The organism is Sphingomonas montana, from assembly GCF_001956315.1.
Taxonomy (GTDB): Bacteria; Pseudomonadota; Alphaproteobacteria; order Sphingomonadales; family Sphingomonadaceae; genus Sphingomonas_R; species Sphingomonas_R montana.
Map to the genome: position 1 here is coordinate 62,173 of NZ_KV887144.1, position 21,886 is coordinate 84,058.

At 62.3% G+C, this 21,886-nt stretch carries 14 protein-coding genes, 2 tRNA genes and 1 pseudogene; 9 read left to right on the top strand and 8 right to left on the bottom strand.

Annotated elements, in window-relative coordinates; all coding sequences use genetic code 11:
* Positions 1-302 precede the first annotated feature (302 nt).
* A tRNA-Ser gene (locus tag BKY59_RS05075) sits at positions 303-393 on the bottom strand.
* Between the two features lie 72 nt (positions 394-465).
* Between BKY59_RS05075 and BKY59_RS05080 the strand changes: the two genes are divergently transcribed.
* Complete coding sequence (locus tag BKY59_RS05080) at positions 466-1,359, top strand: peptidylprolyl isomerase (protein ID WP_076069105.1); 894 nt, start codon at positions 466-468, stop codon at positions 1,357-1,359.
* Between the two features lie 449 nt (positions 1,360-1,808).
* Here the strand turns inward: BKY59_RS05080 and BKY59_RS17885 are convergent, their stop codons facing one another.
* Positions 1,809-2,426, bottom strand: coding sequence for a hypothetical protein (locus BKY59_RS17885; protein ID WP_206362013.1), 618 nt, complete (start codon positions 2,424-2,426; stop codon positions 1,809-1,811).
* Positions 2,427-2,624: 198 nt separating this feature from the next.
* On the opposite strand from BKY59_RS17885, the gene acnA reads away from it, so the two are divergent.
* Together acnA and BKY59_RS17240 are read left to right on the top strand one after the other, a co-directional pair.
* Positions 2,625-5,321: an aconitate hydratase AcnA gene (acnA, locus tag BKY59_RS05090; RefSeq protein WP_076069110.1), complete on the top strand. Its 2,697-nt coding sequence runs from the start codon at positions 2,625-2,627 to the stop codon at positions 5,319-5,321.
* A gap of 324 nt (positions 5,322-5,645) precedes the next feature.
* Positions 5,646-5,870 carry a hypothetical protein gene (locus BKY59_RS17240; protein WP_076069112.1) on the top strand — a complete coding sequence of 75 codons (225 nt, stop codon included), beginning with the start codon at positions 5,646-5,648 and terminating at the stop codon, positions 5,868-5,870.
* A gap of 372 nt (positions 5,871-6,242) precedes the next feature.
* Here the strand turns inward: BKY59_RS17240 and ygfZ are convergent, their stop codons facing one another.
* On the bottom strand, positions 6,243-6,974 hold the full coding sequence (gene ygfZ / locus BKY59_RS05100; RefSeq protein WP_076069710.1) for a CAF17-like 4Fe-4S cluster assembly/insertion protein YgfZ: 732 nt from the start codon (positions 6,972-6,974) through the stop codon (positions 6,243-6,245).
* Between the two features lie 67 nt (positions 6,975-7,041).
* Between ygfZ and BKY59_RS05105 the strand changes: the two genes are divergently transcribed.
* Complete coding sequence (locus BKY59_RS05105) at positions 7,042-8,373, top strand: dihydroorotase (protein WP_076069114.1); 1,332 nt, start codon at positions 7,042-7,044, stop codon at positions 8,371-8,373.
* Between the two features lie 203 nt (positions 8,374-8,576).
* On the opposite strand, the gene BKY59_RS05110 is transcribed toward BKY59_RS05105, so the two are convergent.
* Positions 8,577-9,383 (bottom strand): DUF1134 domain-containing protein, encoded by an 807-nt coding sequence (locus BKY59_RS05110; protein ID WP_240499964.1) that lies wholly within the window; start codon positions 9,381-9,383, stop codon positions 8,577-8,579.
* Positions 9,384-9,542: 159 nt separating this feature from the next.
* Here BKY59_RS05110 and BKY59_RS05115 point away from each other — a divergent pair.
* A tRNA-Ser gene (locus BKY59_RS05115) sits at positions 9,543-9,635 on the top strand.
* Between the two features lie 195 nt (positions 9,636-9,830).
* Here BKY59_RS05115 and BKY59_RS18010 read toward each other — a convergent pair.
* Positions 9,831-9,962: pseudogene (locus BKY59_RS18010) on the bottom strand (transposase); the annotation flags it as partial.
* A 151-nt stretch (positions 9,963-10,113) separates the two neighbouring features.
* On the opposite strand from BKY59_RS18010, the gene BKY59_RS05125 reads away from it, so the two are divergent.
* Together BKY59_RS05125 and BKY59_RS18015 are read left to right on the top strand one after the other, a co-directional pair.
* Positions 10,114-11,250, top strand: a complete 1,137-nt coding sequence (locus BKY59_RS05125; RefSeq protein ID WP_240499965.1) for a serine hydrolase domain-containing protein — start codon at positions 10,114-10,116, stop codon at positions 11,248-11,250.
* 772 nt (positions 11,251-12,022) lie between these two features.
* The gene (locus tag BKY59_RS18015) at positions 12,023-12,289 is read left to right on the top strand and encodes a recombinase family protein (RefSeq protein WP_240499966.1); all 267 of its coding nucleotides are present in this window, start codon (positions 12,023-12,025) and stop codon (positions 12,287-12,289) included.
* 309 nt (positions 12,290-12,598) lie between these two features.
* Here the strand turns inward: BKY59_RS18015 and BKY59_RS05135 are convergent, their stop codons facing one another.
* The gene (locus tag BKY59_RS05135; RefSeq protein WP_129586206.1) at positions 12,599-13,018 is read right to left on the bottom strand and encodes a hypothetical protein; all 420 of its coding nucleotides are present in this window, start codon (positions 13,016-13,018) and stop codon (positions 12,599-12,601) included.
* Between the two features lie 294 nt (positions 13,019-13,312).
* On the opposite strand from BKY59_RS05135, the gene BKY59_RS05140 reads away from it, so the two are divergent.
* Positions 13,313-14,245, top strand: a complete 933-nt coding sequence (locus BKY59_RS05140; protein ID WP_076069122.1) for an L-lactate dehydrogenase — start codon at positions 13,313-13,315, stop codon at positions 14,243-14,245.
* Between the two features lie 115 nt (positions 14,246-14,360).
* Here the strand turns inward: BKY59_RS05140 and rpsU are convergent, their stop codons facing one another.
* A complete protein-coding gene (rpsU, locus tag BKY59_RS05145; RefSeq protein WP_076069124.1) occupies positions 14,361-14,561 on the bottom strand; it encodes a 30S ribosomal protein S21 in 201 nt (66 codons plus the stop codon).
* A gap of 701 nt (positions 14,562-15,262) precedes the next feature.
* Here rpsU and BKY59_RS05150 point away from each other — a divergent pair.
* A complete protein-coding gene (locus tag BKY59_RS05150) occupies positions 15,263-17,410 on the top strand; it encodes a calcium-binding protein (RefSeq protein WP_165374796.1) in 2,148 nt (715 codons plus the stop codon).
* A gap of 736 nt (positions 17,411-18,146) precedes the next feature.
* On the opposite strand, the gene BKY59_RS05160 is transcribed toward BKY59_RS05150, so the two are convergent.
* On the bottom strand, positions 18,147-21,794 hold the full coding sequence (locus BKY59_RS05160) for a lamin tail domain-containing protein (RefSeq protein WP_076069130.1): 3,648 nt from the start codon (positions 21,792-21,794) through the stop codon (positions 18,147-18,149).
* Positions 21,795-21,886: the final 92 nt, after the last annotated feature.

Below are 21,886 nucleotides of genomic sequence, written 5' to 3' on the forward strand. Positions count from 1 at the left end.
TGTCGTAGCACGCCATTTAATTTTATCAGGCGAAACCGCCCTTGCCATTGCCGAAGCTGTTCTGCCCGAGTGCACCGCCTCTTGGCAAGACTTCTCGCTAACGACACCAAGCCGGGAACTACAGGCGCGACGGTAGCAATCGGCCGTTTCGACCAGCTACTCCGTCGACGGCTTCGGTCTGAAGGAGCGCGTCACAAACCTAAGCGCGAGCACAATCGTGATTATAATGTGAACTGGAAGAGGGGTTAATCTGCCCAACCGGGAGAATAATCGCTCATTCTCAGGGGCCTACAATAGAATATTGGCGGAGCGGGAGGGATTCGAACCCTCGAAGGGCTATTAACCCTTACACACTTTCCAGGCGTGCGCCATCGACCACTCGGCCACCGCTCCGCGTCCTGGAAAGCGCGCCCTATCGGGTGATGCCGGCTTCCGCAAGTGGCATCGACATGGCAGGATCGCGATATGATCTCCTGGCTTCCCTCGATCCTCGCCCTGGCCCTGCAGCCGTCGGTTCCCGCTACGCCGCCGCGGCCGGCCGCCGCGACGCCCGGCAGCGTGGTCGCGGCAGCACCCGCATCGGCCTGGGCCGACGTGCCGGCGGACCGGTTGCTGGTAATGGACCTGGCCGATGGGCGGCGCGTGACGATCGCGCTGTCGCCCGATTTCGCGGCCGCGCATGTGGCGAACATCGTCGCGCTCGCCCGCGCACATTGGTGGGACGGGACGAGTATCAACCGGGTGCAGGATAATTACGTGACGCAGTGGGGTGACGCGACGGAGGCCAAGCCATTGCCACCGGGCATCGTCGCGCCGTCGCGCAACTACGACCGGCCAGCGGCGGGGCTGGCGTTTCGCGCGCTTCCGTACCGCGACAGCTATGCCGCCGCGGTGGGGCATGTCGGCGGCTGGGCGGTCGCCAGGAGTCGCGACCGGGCGTGGTTGCCGCATTGCTACGGCATGGTCGGCGTAGGGCGGAACCTGGCACCGGATACCGGGACCGGCGCGGAACTCTATGTCGCCATCGGGCATGCGCCGCGACAGCTGGATCGCAACATCGCGGTCGTCGGACGGGTCCTGTCCGGCATGGAGACACTTGCCGCCCTGCCGCGCGGGACGGGTGATCTCGGCTTCTACACCGATCCGGCGCAGCGGACCGGGATCGCGACTGTGCGGCTGGCCAGCGAATTGCCGCCGGGCAAGCGGCCCGCGTGGCAGATCATGAAGACCGACGCACCGGCGTTCACCGCGTGGATCCGGGTGCGGGCCAATCGCATGGACGACTTCTACGAACGACCCGCCGCGGCGTTGGACATCTGCAACAGCCTGCCGCCGGTGCGAGCGCGTCCTGCGGGCTAGAACGTGATGGCGTCCCGGTCACCCGGCCTTGTTCGGTCGATTCCAAGGCCGATCGATATTCAGCCACTGGAGCTTACGGGCTGGTGCAGTTCGGGTCGAACCGATCGGGGGCTGACCCCGATACCGATCGCGCCTCGCGATCCGCGTTCCGAGCGTAAAGGCGACTTCCGGTTCGATGGCGACCTGTCCCGGTGACGTCGCGGGGTGCGTTGCAGGAAGGTACAAGGTGCTGCCGTACCTCTCGACACGTTTCTTCGATCGCCTGCCGAAGCAGGTGCTCACGACATCTTTCCGAAGACGACCCGACGCAGGACAGACGTCTGCGCCGTAAATCAGTCCGAGGTCGTGATGACATGTCGAGCGGGGGCTTCGGACCAGCCCTCCACGATCGGGCACAGCTGAGATACCGATCCGACGGGGGCCCTCGCCCCCGCCGTTTCGGATCGAATTTAGCGCTGACGCTCGACGCGGTTCTGCACACGGCCGAGGATGCCGTCGCGGCGTCCGCCGCCGCCATTGCCGATGGCACGCGGCGGACGGCCGGTGTTCTGGCGGAACTGCTGCCGATCCTGACGCCGTTCCTGACGGAAGTCCTGGCGGTCGCCGCGGCGGTCCTGCCGGAACTGTTCCGGCGTCACCGTACCGTTGCGCAGGCCGCGGCGATCCTCGCGCCGTTCCTGACGGAAGTCCTGACGGTCGTCGCGACGGTCACCGCGATATGCCTGGCGCTGCTGCTGCCAGTAACGCTGCTGCCCGCTGTTCCAGCGCGAGCGGCGGCCACCGCGATCATAGACATAATACCCGTTACCCGGATAATAATAGTTGTTGTACCAGCCCGACCCATAGCCGACGCCGCCGACGGCATAACCCGGCCCGCCATAATAGCCGTTACCGTAGCCATACCCGTCGTAACCACCGCCATATCCGCCCGCGATGCCGTAGCCGGTGTTGATGCCGCCATAGCCATAGTCGTCATACGCGCAGCCGCCGAGTGCCAGGGAGGCCACCATCAACGCGCCGGCAGCAATCTTTTTCACAGAAAAGCCCATGTCCGCTCCGATCGTCATTTATTTGCTTGATGGGCGGTTCTTTGCAGACTTGCGTTGAACCGCCGCTGAACCAAGACGGAGCGTTTCGCCCGATAAACGGTTCCGCGGGGGCCGTACGCGTGCGGTCGCTCGTGCGCGGCCCGTGCCCTTCCCCAAAGCGCGCCCCCTTGCTATGCGCCCCTGAAACGTCGCAATCGCAGACCCAAGGGAAATCCCATGACCGCAATCGGCCAGGACACGCTCGGCACCCGGACCACGCTGGAGGTCGGCAGCAAGACCGTCTCCTATTATTCGATCCCGAAAGCGGCCGAGCAACTGGGCGACGTGTCGCGGCTCCCATTCTCGATGAAGGTCCTGCTGGAAAACCTGCTGCGGTTCGAAGACGGCAAGACCGTCACGATCGACGACCTGAAGGCGATGGTCCAGTGGCTGACCGACAAGACGTCCGAGCGCGAGATCCAGTATCGCCCGGCCCGCGTGCTGATGCAGGATTTCACGGGCGTCCCTTGCGTCGTCGATCTGGCCGCGATGCGCGATGCGATGAACGCGCTGGGCGGCGACGCGCAGAAGATCAATCCGCAGGTGCCCGTCCACCTCGTGATCGATCACTCGGTCATGGTCGACGAATTCGGCACGCCGAAGGCCGCGGAACAGAATGTCGAGCTGGAATATCAGCGCAATATCGAGCGTTATGAGTTTCTGCGCTGGGGATCCAAGGCGCTCGACAATTTCAAGGTCGTGCCGCCCGGCACCGGCATCTGCCATCAGGTGAACCTGGAGAATCTGGCGCAGACCGTCTGGACTTCGGTCGACGCCAACGGCGACATGGTGGCCTATCCGGACACGCTGGTTGGCACCGACAGCCACACCACGATGGTGAACGGCCTGGGCGTGCTCGGCTGGGGCGTCGGCGGAATCGAGGCGGAGGCCGCGATGCTGGGGCAGCCGGTGTCGATGCTGATCCCCGAGGTCGTCGGGTTCAAGCTGACCGGCACGCTGGCCGAAGGTATCACCGCGACCGACCTGGTGCTGACCGTCACGCAGATGCTGCGCGCCAAGGGCGTGGTCGGCCGCTTCGTCGAATTCTATGGGCCGGGGCTCGACGCGCTCAGCCTGGCCGATCGCGCGACGATCGCCAACATGGCGCCGGAATATGGCGCGACCTGCGGCTTCTTCCCGGTCGACGATGCGACGCTCACCTACCTGCGCCTGACGGGTCGTGAGGACGACCAGATCGCGCTGGTCGAGGCCTATGCCAAGGCGCAGGGCTTCTGGCGCGATGCGGCGGCGCCCGATCCGATCTTCACCGATACGCTGGCGCTCGACATGTCGGGCGTGCTGCCGTCGCTGGCCGGGCCGAAGCGTCCGCAGGACCGCGTGCTGCTCGATGCGGTGGACGAGAATTTCAACACGGAACTGGCGAATGGCTACAAGAAGTCGGGCGACAGCGACGTGCGCGTGACCGTCGATGCGGACGGCGCGCGGGTCGGCCACGACATCGGCCACGGCGACGTCGTGATCGCGGCGATCACCAGCTGCACCAACACGTCCAACCCCAACGTCCTGATCGCGGCCGGGCTGGTCGCGCGCAAGGCGAACGCGCTGGGCCTGAAGCCCAAGCCGTGGGTGAAGACCTCGCTGGCGCCTGGTTCGCAAGTCGTGACCGACTATCTGGACAAAGCGGGGCTCAGCGCCGATCTCGACGCGATCGGGTTCAACCTCGTCGGCTATGGCTGCACCACCTGCATCGGCAATAGCGGGCCGCTGCCCGCGCCGATTTCGAAGGCGATCAACGAGAACGACCTCGTCGCCGCCTCCGTCCTGTCGGGCAACCGCAATTTCGAGGGCCGCGTGTCGCCCGACGTGCGCGCCAACTTCCTCGCATCGCCGCCGCTGGTCGTCGCCTATGCGCTGAAGGGTACGGTCCGCGAGGACATCACCAAGACCCCGCTGGGCCAGGGGAGCGACGGGCAGGACGTGTATCTGCGCGACGTGTGGCCGACCAACCAGGAAATCACCGACATGGTGACCGCGCATATCGACAGCGGCATGTACCGTTCGCGCTATGCCAACGTGTTCCTGGGCGACCGCCATTGGCAGGGGATCGCGGTCGAAGGATCGGACACGTACAGCTGGGCCGCCGGTTCGACCTATGTGCAGAACCCGCCCTATTTCGAAGGCATGTCGATGACGCCGGCGGCGGTCGCCGACATCGTCGAGGCGCGCCCGCTGGCGATCTTCGCGGACAGCATCACGACGGACCACATCAGCCCGGCCGGGTCGATCAAAGCGGATAGCCCGGCCGGCAAATATCTGTCGGAACATCAGGTCAGCCGCGGCGACTTCAACAGCTACGGCGCGCGGCGCGGCAACCATCAGGTCATGATGCGCGGCACCTTCGCGAACATCCGCATCAAGAACCAGATGACGCCGGGCATCGAAGGCGGCGTGACCCGCTACATCCCGACCGGCGAGACGATGGCGATCTACGACGCGGCGATGCGGTACAAGGAAGACGGCACGCCGCTGGTCGTGCTGGCCGGCAAGGAATATGGCACCGGTTCTTCGCGCGACTGGGCGGCGAAGGGCACGATGCTGTTGGGCGTGCGGATGGTCATCGCGGAGAGTTTCGAGCGGATCCACCGGTCCAACCTGGTCGGCATGGGTATCCTGCCGCTCCAATATGCGGTGGGGGAAAGCCGCGAGACGCTTGGCTTCGACGGGACCGAAACCTTCTCGGTCGCCGACGTCGCCGGGCTGCGCCCGCGCCAGCAGGTCACGGTGACCGTCGGTCATGCGGACGGGCGGACATCGACGTTCGAGGCGCGCTGCCGGATCGACACCGTGAACGAGCTGGAATATTTCCTGAACGGCGGCATCCTGCAGTACGTCCTGCGCAAGCTGGCGGCGTAAGCGGCGTAATCGACCGGGGGCGGGGCCGGGGATGGGGCCGAGTGGGTTTCATCCCTGCGCCCCTTGCCGCGTCATCCCGGTGGAGACTGGATCCTGGTCGGGCACGGTGAATGCCCTTCACCGGCACAAGCTCCGGCCCTTCGCCGGGATGAGGCCAGGGCAGGGGGAGGAGAAACCAAGACGGGCTTCCCCGGCTTGGCGTATATCAGCTCTCGCCACATGGACCGTCTTGCGCTACGCTCCGGGGATCGTCGCAGCATATCCGCAGGCATCCGGCGACTGAGAGCGCGGTTCGTGCTCCCGCTTGCGTCTGGGAGCAGCGCTATGAGCACCGTTGAAGATTATAGCGCGAAGGCCGCCGAGAGCCTCGCCGCCGCCGAAGCCGCGACCAGCGAGCGCGACCGTGCGTTTCATCGCCGCGCCTACAGCATCTATCGCAAGCTCGTCGCCAATGTCGGCGAGGCCGAAGCCCGCGCCGAAGCCCGCGTGCCCGCCCGCGTCGAAGCCGCCAAGCGCGCCGCGACGGCCAGCGCCATGCGCCAGCGCTGACAGCAGGAGAGACGACATGGCCAAGGGTCAGAAGAAGAGCAACAAGGAAGCCCGCAAGCCCAAGAAGGAAGCGGACAAGAAGATCGTGCCGCTTGCCACCGTGCTCGGTGTGAAGGGCTGATTTCGGCTGCTACCGAGAAGTAGTTGGGTCGTGATGCGAGGATTTGCGTCGCGGCCGTCATCGTGACGGACGTCAGGATCCATTATCGTTACGCCAGTGGCGAACCTTCAGCCTAGTGATAATGGATCCCAGCGTTCGCTGAGATGACACCGACGGGGTAGGTTTTCAGGCAAACCCGTTATGATCGCGACTATGTCGCCGCATCTCTCGGCACTATCGCCACGCCACGCCACGCCATGCACGTCATGCCTTTACTCGGGCTTTGCTTCCGTGCCCTCGTCCCGCTCCGAACCGGCGATCCAGTCCGGCAACGCCCCCTCGGCAAGTCCTTCGACCCGGCGATGCATCACTGCAACGCCCAGTTCCGGATACCAGGCCCGTGCGTCCACTGGCGCGTCGGTGGCGCGCTCCACCAGCAGGCGACGGTTGACCTTGCTGCGATGATGCATCCGCGCAGTGTTCTCCTGACCGACATAGCAGCCCTTGGTGAAGCTGACGCCGTTCAGTTCGCGCGCGTTGGTCTCCAGCCATAATGTCCGGTCGCTGCCGAGTTCAGTGGCCCCCTCGGTCACGCCGAGCGCGAGGCGGTGCGCCGGCCACCCGGTGGCGGGCAGCGTCGGTGGGGCGATCCAGCGATGGCCGAGCGCAGGCAGGCGGGGGTCCGGTACGCCCTGTTCGCCGCTAAGCGCCCAGTGGACGGCCAGTCGCTCATCCCGCCCGATCGTAATTGGCCGGCGCAGGCGGTAGAGCGAGAGCCGGCGGACGAGGGCGTCGACCTGCGCCGCCTCGACGTCCAGCAGCAGGTCGTCGCCGTCCGCCCAGACCAGAAAGTCGAACAGCGCCTTGCCCTGCGGCGTCAGCAGACCGGTCCAGACCGGCAGCTGGCCGGCGACGTCGCTGGTGACGAGCCCCTGCAGGAACCCGCGAACGTCTGCACCGGTCAGGCGGATGACGGCGCGGTCGGACAATGTGGTGGCGTGCATCGAGAACAGGTAAGGCGCGTTCCGGACATTTGTAACCCGCATCACGCACCGCGACGGAGACGACAGCATGGCGACCTATGACATGATCTTGACGGGCGGCACGGTGTGGACACCGGGCGGGCCGGCCGAAACCAGCATCGGCGTACGCGACGGCCGGATCGCCGCGATCGGCGCGGACGGGGATGCGGGCATGGTGATCGATTGCACCGGCCTCACCATCCTGCCTGGCGTGATCGACAGTCAGGTCCATTTCCGCGAGCCCGGGCTGATCGCCAAGGAAGATCTGGAAACCGGCAGCCGCGCGGCGGTGATGGGCGGCGTGACCGCGGTGTTCGAAATGCCGAACACCAAACCGAACACGGACAGTGCCGCCGCGATCCAGCAGAAGCTGGATCTGGCGCGCGATCGGATGTGGTGCGATCATGCCTTCTACGTCGGGGCGACCAACGCCAACGCCGCCGAACTGGCGACGCTGGAGCGCATGCCGGGCACGGCGGGCGTCAAGATCTTCATGGGCGCATCGACCGGCGACCTGCTGGTGTCCGAAGACGCCAATCTGGCGGCGGTGCTGGCATCCGGCACGCGCCGCGTCGCGATCCATGCCGAGGACGAGGCCCGCATGCAGGCGCGGCTGGATCAGCGCGTTGCGGGCGACCCGTCGTCGCACCCGGTGTGGCGCGACGACGAAAGCGCGATGATCGCGGTGAAGCGAATCGTGAAGCTGGCGCGCGCGGCGGGGCGGCGCATCCACGTCCTGCACATCACGACGCCGGCCGAACTGGAATATCTGAGCGCGCACAAGGATATCGTGACGTGCGAGACGACGCCGCAGCATCTGACGCTGGCGGGGGAGGAGGCCTATCCGCGGCTCGGCACCTTTGCGCAGATGAACCCGCCGATCCGGTCCGGCGCGCACCGCGACGGGTTATGGCACTGGCTGGGGCAGGGGGTGGTCGACGTCCTGGGGTCCGACCATGCACCCCACACGCTGGCCGAAAAGGCGCTGCCCTATCCGCAGTCGCCCTCGGGCATGCCGGGCGTGCAGACCTTGCTGCCGCTGATGCTGGACCATGTCGCCGCCGGGCGGATGACGATGCAGCGGCTGGTCGAACTGACGAGCGCGGGGCCGCAGCGCGTGTTCGGCATCGTCGGAAAGGGGCGGATCGCGGTCGGCTACGATGCGGACTTCTCGATCGTCGATCCAAAGGCACGCTGGACGATCGGAGAGGACTGGCTGGCGTCGCGCTGCGGCTGGTCGCCCTATACCGGCATGGAACTGACCGGGCGGGTGACGGGCACGATCGTGCGCGGCCGGCGCGTGATGTGGGACGGGGAACTGTCGGACACGGCCACCGGTCGGCCGATCCGCTTCGAAGGGACGATCGCACCCCAGAGCTGAGATGGCTGCCGCGTGTTGCCGCAGAGGTGGCGCGCGCGGTGTCCTGGCTGGATGCCAGGCGGCGTGCGGTCGTTCCATGCGGCGCGAAGTGATCTGGCGACCCCGGGGTAGCCCTCCCCAACTCACGCCGTCATCCCCGCGAAGGCCGGGATGACGGTTGGAGTCCGAATTTTCACGGACAACCCGCTTGTTCGATCGGCGCCTCAGAACGGCAGGATCTTCGCCTTCTCGCTGAACTTCATGTAGCCGACGTTGGCGCCCAGCCGCCAGCCTACCCCAAGCCGGATCGGGATGAGTACCACGTCGCCGCGCCGCAGATAGCTGATGTGGAAACCGCCGACGAGATAGGCTTGCCCCTCGGCGGCCGGGAAGCGCTTGAACAGATCCTGGCTGTCGTAGAGGTTGTAGACCAGCACGAAGGTCTTGGCGCCGCTACCGCCAAAGTCGATGCCAAGCGACGGCCCGGTCCAGTAGACCGGACGGTCGCCCTCGATCTTGTGGTGCATCGTGCCGGACCCGTAGCGCAGTCCGACGACGAACGCGCCGCCGACCTCGCGCCCCGCGATATAGGCGTTGGGCCGGCCCTGCTTGCGCAGCACGCTTTCCACCGCCTTGGCGAACCCTTCCGCCCCGCGCCCGAACACGCCTTCCGCCGCGCCCAGGATATCGTCGTCCTGATATACGCTGGTGGGGTCGGTCTTGCTTGCCTCGTCGGCGATCGCGGCATCGACCGGCCCCTGCGGCTTGCCGGATGCGGGCGCGGTCCGCAGCGGGGTCGTGTCGCCCGCCACCGGCACTGGATCGGACGTCGGCACCGTTTCGGCGCCATAGTCGGCATCCGGGGCGGGGGCGGCCGATTGCGGGGCGGCGGAGCCGCGCGACCCGGCGACCGACGGGGCCGACGGATCCACCGTGCGGATCTGCGCCGCCTGACCTGCCGTGGCGATCAGTACCGGCACCGCGGCCAAGCCGAGCATCGCGGTCCTGAACATCGTGGCCAAATTCGTCATAGCGCGCTCCCCCGGGGCATCCGGCTTTTGTCGCGGTACCTAAGGCGCAAACCGGCTGTCGCTGCAATGAACATCGCTATTTTTCGCGATCGACACGCTTTTGCGTACGCCCTGTTGATCGAACGCAAGACCTTGGCTATAGCCGCGGCTTGCCGACCCGGAGACGTGGGTGAGTGGCTGAAACCAGCGGTTTGCTAAACCGCCGAGCGGGGTTTACTCGTTCCGAGGGTTCGAATCCCTCCGTCTCCGCCAATTTTCGTAGAAATCACCACATTTAATAGTGGGTTGTGCGATTTGTTGTTGTGCATCGCCATTGTGAGTCCCACTGGCCGCCGCGGCTAGGTTCCGCAGGCTGAGCGTTCTTCTACCAATCCGAGGCATTTGTCGCGACGGGTGACGTCGGCGCAATGCTCGTAGGACAGGTCCCGTTGTCATCCATAATGATGGCCGCGTCTTCCAGTTGTAGAACGTCGCATCGCTGATCCCGTGCTTCCGGCACAACTGGACCGTCTTTACGCCAGCCTCATGCTTGCCCAGCACCCCAATGATCTCATCCTCGGTAAATCGGCCTCGCCGCATCACTCGTCTCCAACTTACAAGCTAACTTACCAGTGGCACGATTTTCGGAGAGCACGTCACCCCCTCGCAGTGCGATCCTGCAACCCCCGCGCAGACTGATCGTTGTCGGCGTGACCGAGCCCCGGCAATCTATCAGATGGAGTCGCGAAATATGCCCAGTTGGGAGAGTCGGCCGGTTGAGCTGTTCGGTGGCGGTGAACAGACGGAAAATTTTGCAAATATGGCATCGATATACCCGTCGCGCCGTATTCGCCGCTCTACCGAGTCCCGTCCGCTGGCGGACGGGCCCCCGATTGAGTTGCCGCTCCACGTGCCGGGCGTTGATGGAATCGGTAATGTGGCAGCCTTTCTGGAGGATGGTCGTTCGACCGGACTGCTGGTTCTGAAGAATGGAAAAGTTCGGTACGAAAAATATTGGCATGGTTTTGATCGTACGACGCAGCATATCTCGTTTTCGGTTTGCAAGTCTTTCGTCGCAACGCTGGTCGCCTTTGCCGTGCGTGAGGGCGTGATCAATTCACTTGATGACAATGTCGATCATTATGTTCCTACCTTACGCGGTTCGGGCTATGAAGGTGCGACTATCCGGCAGGTGTTGCAAATGTCCTCCGGCGTCCGATGGAATGAAGATTATACCACTTCTGAAAGCGATGTAGCCAAGTTCAATGACGCCTTGACAAAAGGTGGATCATTTGGCGCCGTGTGTTCTGGGTTGCCCCGAGAGCATCCACCTGGCACCTTCAATCGATACAACAGCTGTGATACGCATGTACTAAGTATGGTCGTAGCCGGTGCTGCCGGCATACCGTTGTGGGATTTTACCGAACGGATGCTATGGCAGCCGCTCGGAATGGAAGAAGATGGCTATTTTCTCGTTGATGGCCTCGGAACAGAGGCGGCGGCGATGGGTCTGAATGCGACGCTGCGTGACTATGCCAAGTTGGGACTTTTTTACGCCGATCGTGGATGCCTGGACGGTCACGATCTTCTTCCCGCTGGCTTCTGGACAGGTTGTGCGACTGCAACTGAACCACATTTGCGGCCAGGAGAGCGCTTAAATGCTACCTCGCCGTTCGGTTACGGCTTTCAATGGTGGATACCCGACGACACGGGACCCTTCACGGCTATCGGTGTTTATCATCAATATATCTGGATAGACCCGAAATCTCACGTCGTCGTTGTTAAAACCTCCGCTGATCCAAGCTTCGGACAAAACGAACTTGTATCCGATAAGAAGGATAGACAGCATTTTGCACTATTCAAGGCAATTTCCCGTCTACTAGGTTAATAACCAGAACTGAGCTAGGCTATGTTTGCCGGAGGCTCCAGTTCCTGAAAGGGTGGAACCAGGACTATCAAGACGGCGCAGAGCGAGAGGCCACAGATTTCGTAGTATAGATGCGCTATAAGATCAGATTTCGCTCAACCCCTTCATCCGGACGGCGACTATGTGAACTGGAGGCTCGGGATCGAAAATCGTCGCGAGCAGCTTTAGGTCAGTGTGAAGTATCTTGGGATGAACGTCTTATAGACGTTGCGGTCTGAGCGTCAGCCAGTGCGAGAGAGAGACTGGTGGGAAGGGTGCGTTTCAAATTCTGAAAAACGACGAGGTGGCAAATATAACTTCGTTCAACTCGTTGCGCTGCGAGCTATTGATTGGTGGTGTGACTGGAATGTTACCGGTGCTAGTTGGAGCGGGGGGCCGCCAAGTGCAACGGTGTTCCTAACCTACGGCTTTCTGCCGGACCACATTTCCTAAACTTGTTCCCGATCGAGTCTTCCCGGAACTGGCCATCAGAAGTGAAGAGATACCCCGTGACCGACCGGCGGCAACCGAAGTCTTCTTCTTTGTGCCTAAAAGAGAGCTATGCCACTCCGCGTAATATGACACAAAGTCGTTCTGACATCATGTCCAACCTATCACTGGCATCGTATCAATATGGGTATATCCTGAGCATATAGGCGATGAGACGCTACGACTGTTCAATCAGGGACAGTCGCAGCGGTATTGAACACGTGCTGCGGAAGGTCTGGAGCCTGATCGAACAGAAAGGGCTTCGATGACGCTTTTTGGCTACGCGCGTGTATCGACGACTGATCAGGATTTCGGCATTCAGGAAGCCGCGTTGCGGGCGGCTGGTTGCCAGACGATCCGGTCCGAGAAGACGTCGGGCACCGAGCGCGGCGCACGAACCGAACTCCAGATCCTGCTCGACTTCCTGCCCGCAGGCGACACGCTAGTCGTGAGACGCATCGACCGGCTCACCAAATCAATGACGGATCTTCAGGACATCGTCCATGAACTGAAGGGCAGGGGGGCGCACTGAAAGCGACCGAGCACCCGAGCGACACGAACATTGCGGCCGGCAAGGCGTTCCTCGACATGCTCGGCGATTTCGCCGAGTTGGAGACCAACCTGCGCGGCAGGCCGAAGGCATCAAGGCTGAAAAGATGAGGGGTTTCTACAAGGGCGGCAAGGCACGGATCGATCCGGATATGGTCCGCAGATTTGGCAACCGAAGGGATCAAGCCGGCGCACATTGCCCGTCAGGCCGGCATCTCACGCAGGACCGTGTACGGCTTCTTTGCCTAAGGTGATCGCAGAGTCGGTATCGCATAAGGACTTCATCGAATAGCTACGCCGCCCGCAGCGGTGGTTGGCCTTGCGCCTTGCTACCGACGAAATGCTGCCATCGCGCCGCTTGGGTAAACTGCATAGTTGCCGGGGTGCTGATCTCCGAAGGGGCGGCGGCCTTGCAGGCGTCTGCTGTAGCGAGCAGGTCGGTATTGTTCAGTACACGATGATCGACCCACCATTTAGCATCGGTCAAACGCATCCAGGCGGATCTGCCGGCTAGATCATTTGCCACGGCCGCGGAAACGATCGCGGCGAGACGTTTGGCCCGGATCGTCGTTGCCCAGGACACCTGCCGATCGCTGCCGACGAGCGTGGGCAGGTCAAGATGGGCTGCGGCTGCGCTTGCCCGCGCTGCGACATCGGCCTGCTCCAACCGCTTGTCGGCGGCAAAGCACTCCCGATACTTGGTCGTGCGCAACCACGGCACCTTCCGATCCCGCTGCGCGGCAAAGCCGCGGATGTAGTGGGCCTGCGCATGACCGAAGGCATGTGCGATGCGATGTTCCCTGCGGTGATTCTGGCATATCTGGTCACCCCGGCAACGGTCATGAGTCGAGCCGAATCGATCCCGCGATTGGCTGTTGATGCGGACGTCCGATCATTCGCAGCAAGTGTGTGGCCTGACGGCGGCGTTGATCGTTAGTGACGTTACGATCTCGTGCAGCGGCTATAGCGGCTTGCACGTCCAGCTCTAGCCAAAGGAAATTCCGACATGTCCATATCCTCCCGTGTCGCCATCATCGGCGCCGGCAACGTCGGCGCGACGACCGCCTACGCATTGATGCTGCGCGGTCTGTTTTCCGAGATTGTCCTGATCGACCACAATCCCGAACGGGCGGCGGCCGAGGCCACCGACATTGCGGATACCAGTGCGATCGAGCAGCCGGTGCGGATCTGGGCTGGCGACTATGGCGACGTCAAGGAGGCCAGCATTCTGGTCGTCACAGCCGGGGCGAATGCCAAGGACGGCGAACCGCGCACCGCCGTGGCGGCGAAGAGCGCCAAGATCGTAGGGGAGTGCGTCCGGCAGGCACGGGACGCAGGATTCGATGGCATCATCGTCGTCTCGTCCAACCCGGCCGACGCGATGACCCAGGTGGCGCAGATGACATCCGGGTTGCCGCCGGAACGGGTGATCGGAACCGGCACGCTGCTCGACAGCAACCGGTTCCGGAAACGGATAGCGGACCAGCTGAAGATCGCGCCGGCCGCGGTCGAGGCACTGGTGCTGGGCGAGCATGGTGACAGCGAGGTAATGGCTTATTCCACCGTGCGCATCGGCAGCATGCAGCTCGATGATTTTCTCGGCGATGCGGTGTTCGATCGTGAACGGACGGCTCATGACGTGATGCGGGCAGGCTACGCGATCAGCGACGGCAAGGGCTATACGTCGTTCGGCATCGCCACCGCGATCACGCGCATCTGCGAGGCGATCCACCGCGACGAGCATGTCGTCCTGCCCGTGTCTGCCATGATGGATGGTCAGTACGGGATCGAGGGCGTGTATCTGAGCCTGCCGTGCCTAGTCGGTGCAGAAGGGGTGCTGCGTATCCTGACCCCGCAGCTGTCGCCGGATGAGGAGGCCGCGCTCGTGGCATCGGCCGATGTGTTGCGCGAAACTCTTCGTTCCTGCGACGGCCGATGATGCGGCGTTGCTCCGGCGCGTGGTCCGGGCCGTCGAAACGCCTGCACTGCATGGCCGGGAAGATGATCTTTCAGGCTGCGGCGTGAGACTGTTGCATTTGGCGCTTCTGTTAGGATCAGGTGTCGCGTTCAGCACGTTTGCGATCAGCCTTGCGCGCCCGGCTTATGGCGGCTGCGCGTTCCCGGGCGCGCTTCTCTGACGGCTTCTCATAGTGCCGGCGCAGTTTCATCTCCCGATACACGCCCTCCCGTTGCAACTTCTTCTTCAGGGCGCGGAGGGCTTGGTCGATGTTGTTGTCGCGGACAATGATCTGCATGCTGAGCCTTCGCTTGCCGACGCTTCGGTGAATTGCACCTGCTGTATGGCCGGGTGGGCGGCGTGCCAAGTAGCGTCTCCGCCAGCGGTCGGCTGCAAGGCATTAAAAAGGTCGAGTGATTGAATTGACGCCCCATGGACGCCTACATTTGGCCCCACAATCGTATGTGGGCTGCGATAAACCTAACGGCTCAGGGTTGGCTTACGCGAACGGGCGACAACTTTGTTCGAGCTTATCTCCAGCATTGATAGCGCCAGGCTGGCGCCGCGTCGCCACTCGATACGACCGTTGTCGAACCGTCTTTTTCCGCTGTCGCATGCGCCGCCACCCTTAGCTCTGGCTATGGCAATCGAGTACTAAGCCTAGTGTGTTTGCGGCGCTTAGGTCCTGTATGCGGTTTCATGGGGTAGTGTGGGGCCCTAGCCGCCGTCGCCATCCCCCCCCCCGGTTGAAAAATGCCTAAACTTACGAAATATTGTGGAAGGTAGGCCATGCTCTCTACGTCGTAGATATTCGCCCCAACCGACGCCTTGCCGGNCCAACCGACGCCTTGCCGGACAAAGTTATGGTTAAGCGGCTGCTTATCGGAGCAGCTATTGCTTTAATGTGGCGCGGATATGGCTGACAGCTTGCCCGGATGCATGCCAGAACGAGGTAACCGGCGCAGCGCTGAAGCAGATCATAGTAATTTGGAGCTTACAGTGAAAATTCGTAACACCAAGCCGACCAAATTCGGTGTCGACGTAGTCACCTACCCCGATGGTTTTAGCTTTGTCCGATCTTCATCCGCGCCTGGTGTTGACGATAGCCAGACCGGCTCCGAATACCTGTCTGCGCTCGGAAAACCGAGCATGACCATACTGGCTGGGATGCCGAAGGTCATATCGTCGGCATCCCGGTCTGACTCTAGGGTTGCCGCGGATGACGTGTCGTCATGGGCAATCGAGACGGTCGAGCGGTCGATGTTCTACGACATTGGGTTGAACGACGTGATCGAAGGGACGGCAGCCGGCGACACGTTGTATGGCGGCGAAAAGAACGACGTCATCAGCGGACGGGAGGGCGAGGATCGGGTTTATGGCGTTGCCGGCGACGATATACTCTATGGCAATCAGGACAACGATTTTCTGTATGGCGATGCCGGCGTCGACTATCTCTTTGGCGGCCAGGGCAACGACGCGCTTTATGGGGGGGAAGGCAACGACAATCTTGCAGGTGGTGTAGGAAGCGATGTCATCGATGGAGAAGCGGGAGTCAACACCGTTTCCTATTCGATCATAGCGTCCGGGGTAACGGTTAATCTGAACCTGGGGACCGCAACGGGTGGCAGCGGCGACGATATGTTGGTTAATATCCAAAATGTAGTCGGGTCGCTTCATGCCGATACACTGATCGGTAACGCGGCGGACAACGTCTCCTATGGCGGCCAGGGTAGCGATTTGCTGTCCGGCGGTGAGGGCAATGATACGCTGGACGGCGGCACCGGTGGGGGGAGCCTCGGTGAGCTTACTTTCGATCGTCCTGACCTCGTCAAACCAGGCACGAAAATTATCGACTTCCCGACCCGGTTCCAGTTTGGACCCGCATCTCACGATCTCATTGCGAATGATAACATTGCAGATTCGACGACAATCCCGCATGCAACAGTCCATGCCACTGCATCCGGCGGTGTACCCGAATATTATGCATTCACTTTCTTAGCTGGAACACGTTTATATTTGGATATTGATAACAATAGTTTTAACTCTCTTATTCAAATTGTTTCTTACACGGGCATCGTCATTGCCGAGAATGATGACTCCCTCGATCCCGGCAGTAATCCCGGGGCCAGCTTTCTTGACTACACCTTTTCGAATAATGGCTATGCTTACCTTCGCGTGCTGGATCGTGACAACGGCACCGGACCAGCGGCGGGTTCGACCTACACGCTTCATATCTCGAACACGTCGGCGGGAGTTGAGTATCCGGTCACTTCCTCGGCCGAAACAGACGTCCTGGACGGTGGCGCAGGCATCGATACCGTCAGCTATGAAAGCGCGACGTCCTATGTTTATGTCAACCTTGAGCACACGGGCGCGAGACGCACGGGTGGCGGCGGCACAGATAATTTGATCTCGATCGAAAATCTGGTCGGTTCGGCTTTCGCCGATTACCTGAGGGGTAATGCCGGGTCGAACGTTCTGTCGGGTGGAAACGGCGGTGACGAACTTCAGGGCGGCGCCGGTGATGATGTTCTGCTCGGTGGGTTCGGCGTCGATATACTCTATGGAGATACCGGCAACGATCTGCTTTTCGGGAATCAGGGTAATGACGAGTATATGAATGGCGGCGTCGGTGACGATCAGTTGTTCGGAGGTCAGGGTGACGACCAGATGCAAGGCGGCGAAGGCAACGATATCTTGCAAGGTGGCATCGGCAGTGATGTTCTTTCTGGTGATAGAGGCGCCGATATCTTCAGATATGTCACCGTCAACGATTCGCCCCGGATCGCTTCGGACGGCATTGGTGGTTTCCAGACCGGTATCGACAAGATCGACTTTCTGGCGCTCAACACCTCGGCGGCGGATTGTGTCTCGATTTCCAACTCGGGTGAGTTGGCCCTTGTGACGTTTGACCAAGGCGGTACAGGGCTCAACCAGATCCTCATCAGGGTCTACGGCTATAACTCCGGAAATGCAGTGGTATCGGTCGGCGATCTTTTGCTGCACTCGGCAATCGTAACCGTGGACGGAGTCTCCGGCGTGGCAATGGGCGATGAGATAGCTGCATTTGGCCGAGAGCTTGCCCCGATCGACTTTATGGCAATACCGTTCTTCAATAACATCGACGGTGATCTAGCAATGTTTTGATCTAGCGTACCACCATTGCCCAATTGGCTGCGCGGATCGTACAACGCGACCACGATTGACGAAGGCTCGCCTGGACACGCTAGGTGCCGAGGTGGATCTGGCTGTGCGGTTGGGAAAGCCGCGGTCATATGTCTCGAAAGTCGAGACCGGCGAGCGGAAACTGGATTTTGTCGAGTTCGTGGACTGGGCCCCAGCCGGTCGGTGTGAATGAGCTAGATCTTGCAGCTTTGATCCTCAGCGACGCTGCTTTCCAGAACGCTTGATGCGACCTCCCTCGCCACCAGGTCGCCTGGGTCAACGGCGCCTTTGCAGGCGCCCTACGGGAATCAGATCGCTGCTGATTGCACGCCTGAAAAAGACCAGCCTAGCCGCGCTCGTCTAGACGTTCGACGCCGCGGCGGCGCTGTCGGTGCCTGGAGCGCGCAACAACCTTCTCGGTGACATTCTGTCATCAAGCCATGCGGAGCGGCGACGTGACAGGCACCGTTACCCGTTTCGCGAACAACAACGGCCGCTAATGCTTCGGCCGGCTGGCGCTTCTGATGGATTGCATGACCTAGCGCCGACAGGTGCGAGACGGCACCAATGCAGGGAGCATAAAGCAGCCTTGAGACAAACGCGGTTCGTGCTCTACCGTGATCGGCCGGGCATCACGCGACGGCTGCCGATGCTTCGCCGTCGGGAGGGTCTGTCATTCCGACAAACCCTCCTTCGCCATACTTGGATCTGCGACCGTTCAGGCGGAAAGATCAACCGTCGCTACGCCCGCAGCGGACCCGACCAGGCTGTAGACATAATGGTCGATGCCGGTCGCGTCGTCACGCCAGATCCCGTCAAATTCCAGCGCCGTGATCCTCTTGCCGGAAGAGCTGGTCATGTTCACCTGCCCACCCCCGGTCAGATCCAGGACCCTGTTACCACCGAACGTGATCACGCCGTTGGCATTACTGTCGAACAGCATGGCATCGGTGATCAACACATCCTCGGACGAGAAGTCGCTGATGCGATCGACGGTTTTCTTGCGCGATGGAGACGGTGCGTTGTCGCTGAGCAGGAAGGCGAAGACATCGCTACCTGCATCGCCGCGCATCGTATCGGAGCCCGCACCCCCGAACAGCCAATCGTTCCCGCCCAAGCCCGTCAGGCGGTCGTTTCCGGCGCCGCCCTGGATGATGTCGTCGAGGACCGTGCCCGAGAGTATGTCGTCACCCGAGCCGCCGACGATCCGCAAGGCCGCGATATAGCCGGGGGACCCGGTTTCGCTATTGCCTTCCCCGTTCACGATGGTGAAGGCGCCATCGTCGCCCGCGATCGCGAGATTTGTCAGGCGAACATTGTTCAGGCCGTCGGCATTGTCGAAGGTCGCGAGTGCAGGCAGGCCGGTCGATGCGCCGAAGCTGACATTCGCCACACTGGCGCCATCGGCGTTGAAGAGGTTCACCGAGTCCCCGCCCGCGCTGAGACCGATGCCGGAGCCATCATAGGTGCCGAAGGTGAGGCCGGCCGGAGCATTCCCGCCGAACCAGTTATCGATGAACGCGGCCTGCGCCTGCACCAAATCGCCCGTCTGCAGGAAAATCACCGACTGGCCGCTGGCAATGCTGGTGACGCCGTTCAGTGCGACCGACGATGCGAAGCTCTTGGAGTCATCATCGACCCGCCAACCGGAGATGTCGACGGCCGCGTCGGAGACGTTGCTTACCTCGAACCAGTCGAAACCGACCGGGCTGTCTCCACTCGCCCATGGCGCCACCTCCGTTATGCGGATTGCGGGGCCCGTACCTTCATTGGCGATATCGGTGACGTTCAGCACGAAGCTGGTGCTGGCATCGGGCGTCGCACCCACGGTGGGATCGTCAACGGTGACGGTGACCGCGTAGGCAGCCCTCGTTTCGAAGTCGAGGTTGGTGCCGGCTTTCAGATACAGGCCGGTTGCGTCGACCTCGAAGAAACCGGCGTCTGCGCCGGCCAGCGCAAAAGCATTGCCGCCGCGCCCGTCATCGGCGATCACGACGTCGGCGACCTTGACCCGTGCGAGCGTGCTGCTGTTCTCGTCGATCGCGGTCGTTGCGTTGGCGAGCGTGATGCCGGTCGGCGCGGCGTTGTTCTCGTCGATAATGGTCCTGATCGTGCCCGGCGAGCCCGTCTCGGTCCCTTCCGACGTCTGGATCTGATAGGCGCCATTGACGCCGATGCTGCTGACTTGCGTCACGATGCCATTGACGCCGGCGGCATTGTCGAACGTACCCAGCGACGGCAGTGACGTCGATGTTCCGAACACGACGCTGGCGCGCAACATGTTGTTGGCGTCGTACAGGTTCACCTGATCGCCACCGGTGCTCAGGCCGATGCCCGAGCCGTCATAGGTCCCGATCCGAACACCCGCAGGCAGCGTCCCGCCGAACCAGGTCGTGACGAAGGCCTGAACTTCGGTCGCCCCGCCATTGACGAACAGCACCGACTGGCCCGCCGCAATGCTGTCGATCCCATTCAGGGCGACGGCGGCGATCGGCGACTGGGAATTGTCATCGACCTTCCAGCCGGCGAGATTCACCGCGAGACCGGTCGTGTTGGTCACCTCGAACCAGTCGGCGCCCACCGGGCTGTCCCCACTCGACCACGGCGCGATTTCGGAGACGAACAGTCGACCGACCGTACCGGGCGAGCCGATTTCGGTGGTTTCCCCATTAGTGACAGAGAATGCACCGTTGCTGCCAGCTTCGCTCAACAGCGGGATCTCCGCGTTGTTGACGGCACCGGCGTTGTTGAACGTCGCGTAGGGACTGGCGGCCGGCGAGGCACCGAAGCTGACGCTCGCCTGGACTTCGCCCGCAGCGTTGTACAGATTGACCTGGTCGCCGCCGGTGCTGAGCCCGACGCCTGCGCCCGTATAGGCGCCGAACTGCACGCCCGCCGGTGCGACGCCGTCGAACCAGTTGTCGATGAAGGCGGCCCGGGTCGCGTCCAGATCGCCGGTTTCGAAGAAGATCACCGACTGGCCCGCGCCGATCGAAGTTATGCCGCTCAACGCGCGCGCGTTGCTGAACTGGGCCGAACTATCGTCCATCCGCCAGCCAGTGATGTCGATCGCCGTGCTGCCGTTGTTGGTTACTTCGAACCAGTCGGCTGCGACCGCGCTGTTCCCGCTCGACCAAGGCGCGACTTCAGAGATGAAGAGTGTGGGCGCAACGGCTTCGTCGGCAACGTCGGTGACGTTCAGGACGTAATCGACGCTCGCGTCCACGCCAGTTCCGACATTGGCGTCGTCCGTCGATACCGTCACCGCATAGCTGGTCTTGGCTTCGTAATCGATCGCGGTTCCCGCCTTCAGGTACAGGCCGGTCGAGTCCACTTCGAAGAATGCGGCGTCGGAACCCGAGACGCTGAGGGCGTTCACGCCGATCCCGTCATCTGCGATGACGATGTCGGCGACCTTCACGCGCGAAGCAGTCCCGGTATTTTCCTCGATCGCTGTCAGCGCGTTATCGAGCGAGATGCCGGTCGGGGCCGCATTCGGGAAGTCGGCAGGCGCATAGACCCACATCTGCGGACGGTCGGCGGTTCCGCCGCCATTCTCGCTGACGACATAGATGAAGCCGTTGCGATCGACCGTAATCCCTTCATGCTGCTGATCCGCCACGCCCAGCGCATTGCCTGCATCCGTCTGGATGACGAGTTCGCTCAGCACGTTGCCCGCGCGGTCGACCTTGACGATCTTGCCTTCTTCCTGGCTGATGATCAGCAGGTTTCCCTCCTCCGCCGTACCGGCAAACGAAGGGATGTTGGACAGCGCGAACACATCGGCGACATCGGACAGGCCGAGCAGTGCCGGATCGAACAGATCCGCCGAATTCTGTGTCGTCGCCGATCCGTTGCTGGCGGTGTTGGTAGCGAAGTCGATCGTGGTCTGGAACACACCGATCGGGCCGGACTCCTTGACGAAGATGAAGCCGCCGGTCAGCGGATCGTAGGTCAGACCCTCGAGACCGATATTGTTCACGAACGTGCCCAGATTGGCGACCTGCGCGTCGTCGCGGCCCTTCACGGTATCCGCTTCGTAGCGGATGAGCACCGCGTTGCGATCGCGCTCCTCCGTGAAGACGAACTGGCCGTCCCCGATGTAGGTGATGCCTTCCGGATCGTAGAAGGCGGTGCCCTGCGGGCTGTCGCCTGCGGCAAGGGTCATGGTGCTGACCAGTTCGCCGGACTTGCTGACTTCGGTGATCGAGCGGCCGCCGTCACCGATGATGAACAGCGTATCGGTATCCCAGTTGTAGGCGACGCCCGATGCCTCCTGCCCCAGCAGGTTACCGGCCGGCGCAGCGGTGCGGGTAGGCTCCGGCAGATCGTAGCGGCCAACGCGGATATAGTTTGACAGGTCCACAACTCTCTCCGGACTGGATGACGAAACGCAAGCGGATGAAGGTCTACGCGCGAGGCTCCCTCGGTCCCCGAAGTCTGAGCATCATCGCATCC

Bases quoted from the DNA above. Each gene is read 5' to 3' on its own strand.
- BKY59_RS05125 (WP_240499965.1), top strand. From the start codon at position 10,114: ATGCCCAGTTGGGAGAGTCGGCCGGTTGAGCTGTTCGGTGGCGGTGAA.
- BKY59_RS05140 (WP_076069122.1), top strand. From the start codon at position 13,313: ATGTCCATATCCTCCCGTGTCGCCATCATCGGCGCCGGCAACGTCGGC.
- ygfZ (WP_076069710.1), bottom strand. From the start codon at position 6,974: ATGCACGCCACCACATTGTCCGACCGCGCCGTCATCCGCCTGACCGGT.
- BKY59_RS05105 (WP_076069114.1), top strand. From the start codon at position 7,042: ATGGCGACCTATGACATGATCTTGACGGGCGGCACGGTGTGGACACCG.
- BKY59_RS18015 (WP_240499966.1), top strand. From the start codon at position 12,023: ATGACGCTTTTTGGCTACGCGCGTGTATCGACGACTGATCAGGATTTC.
- BKY59_RS05080 (WP_076069105.1), top strand. From the start codon at position 466: ATGATCTCCTGGCTTCCCTCGATCCTCGCCCTGGCCCTGCAGCCGTCG.
- BKY59_RS17885 (WP_206362013.1), bottom strand. From the start codon at position 2,426: ATGACGATCGGAGCGGACATGGGCTTTTCTGTGAAAAAGATTGCTGCC.
- rpsU (WP_076069124.1), bottom strand. From the start codon at position 14,561: ATGCAGATCATTGTCCGCGACAACAACATCGACCAAGCCCTCCGCGCC.
- BKY59_RS17240 (WP_076069112.1), top strand. From the start codon at position 5,646: ATGAGCACCGTTGAAGATTATAGCGCGAAGGCCGCCGAGAGCCTCGCC.
- acnA (WP_076069110.1), top strand. From the start codon at position 2,625: ATGACCGCAATCGGCCAGGACACGCTCGGCACCCGGACCACGCTGGAG.
- BKY59_RS05110 (WP_240499964.1), bottom strand. From the start codon at position 9,383: ATGACGAATTTGGCCACGATGTTCAGGACCGCGATGCTCGGCTTGGCC.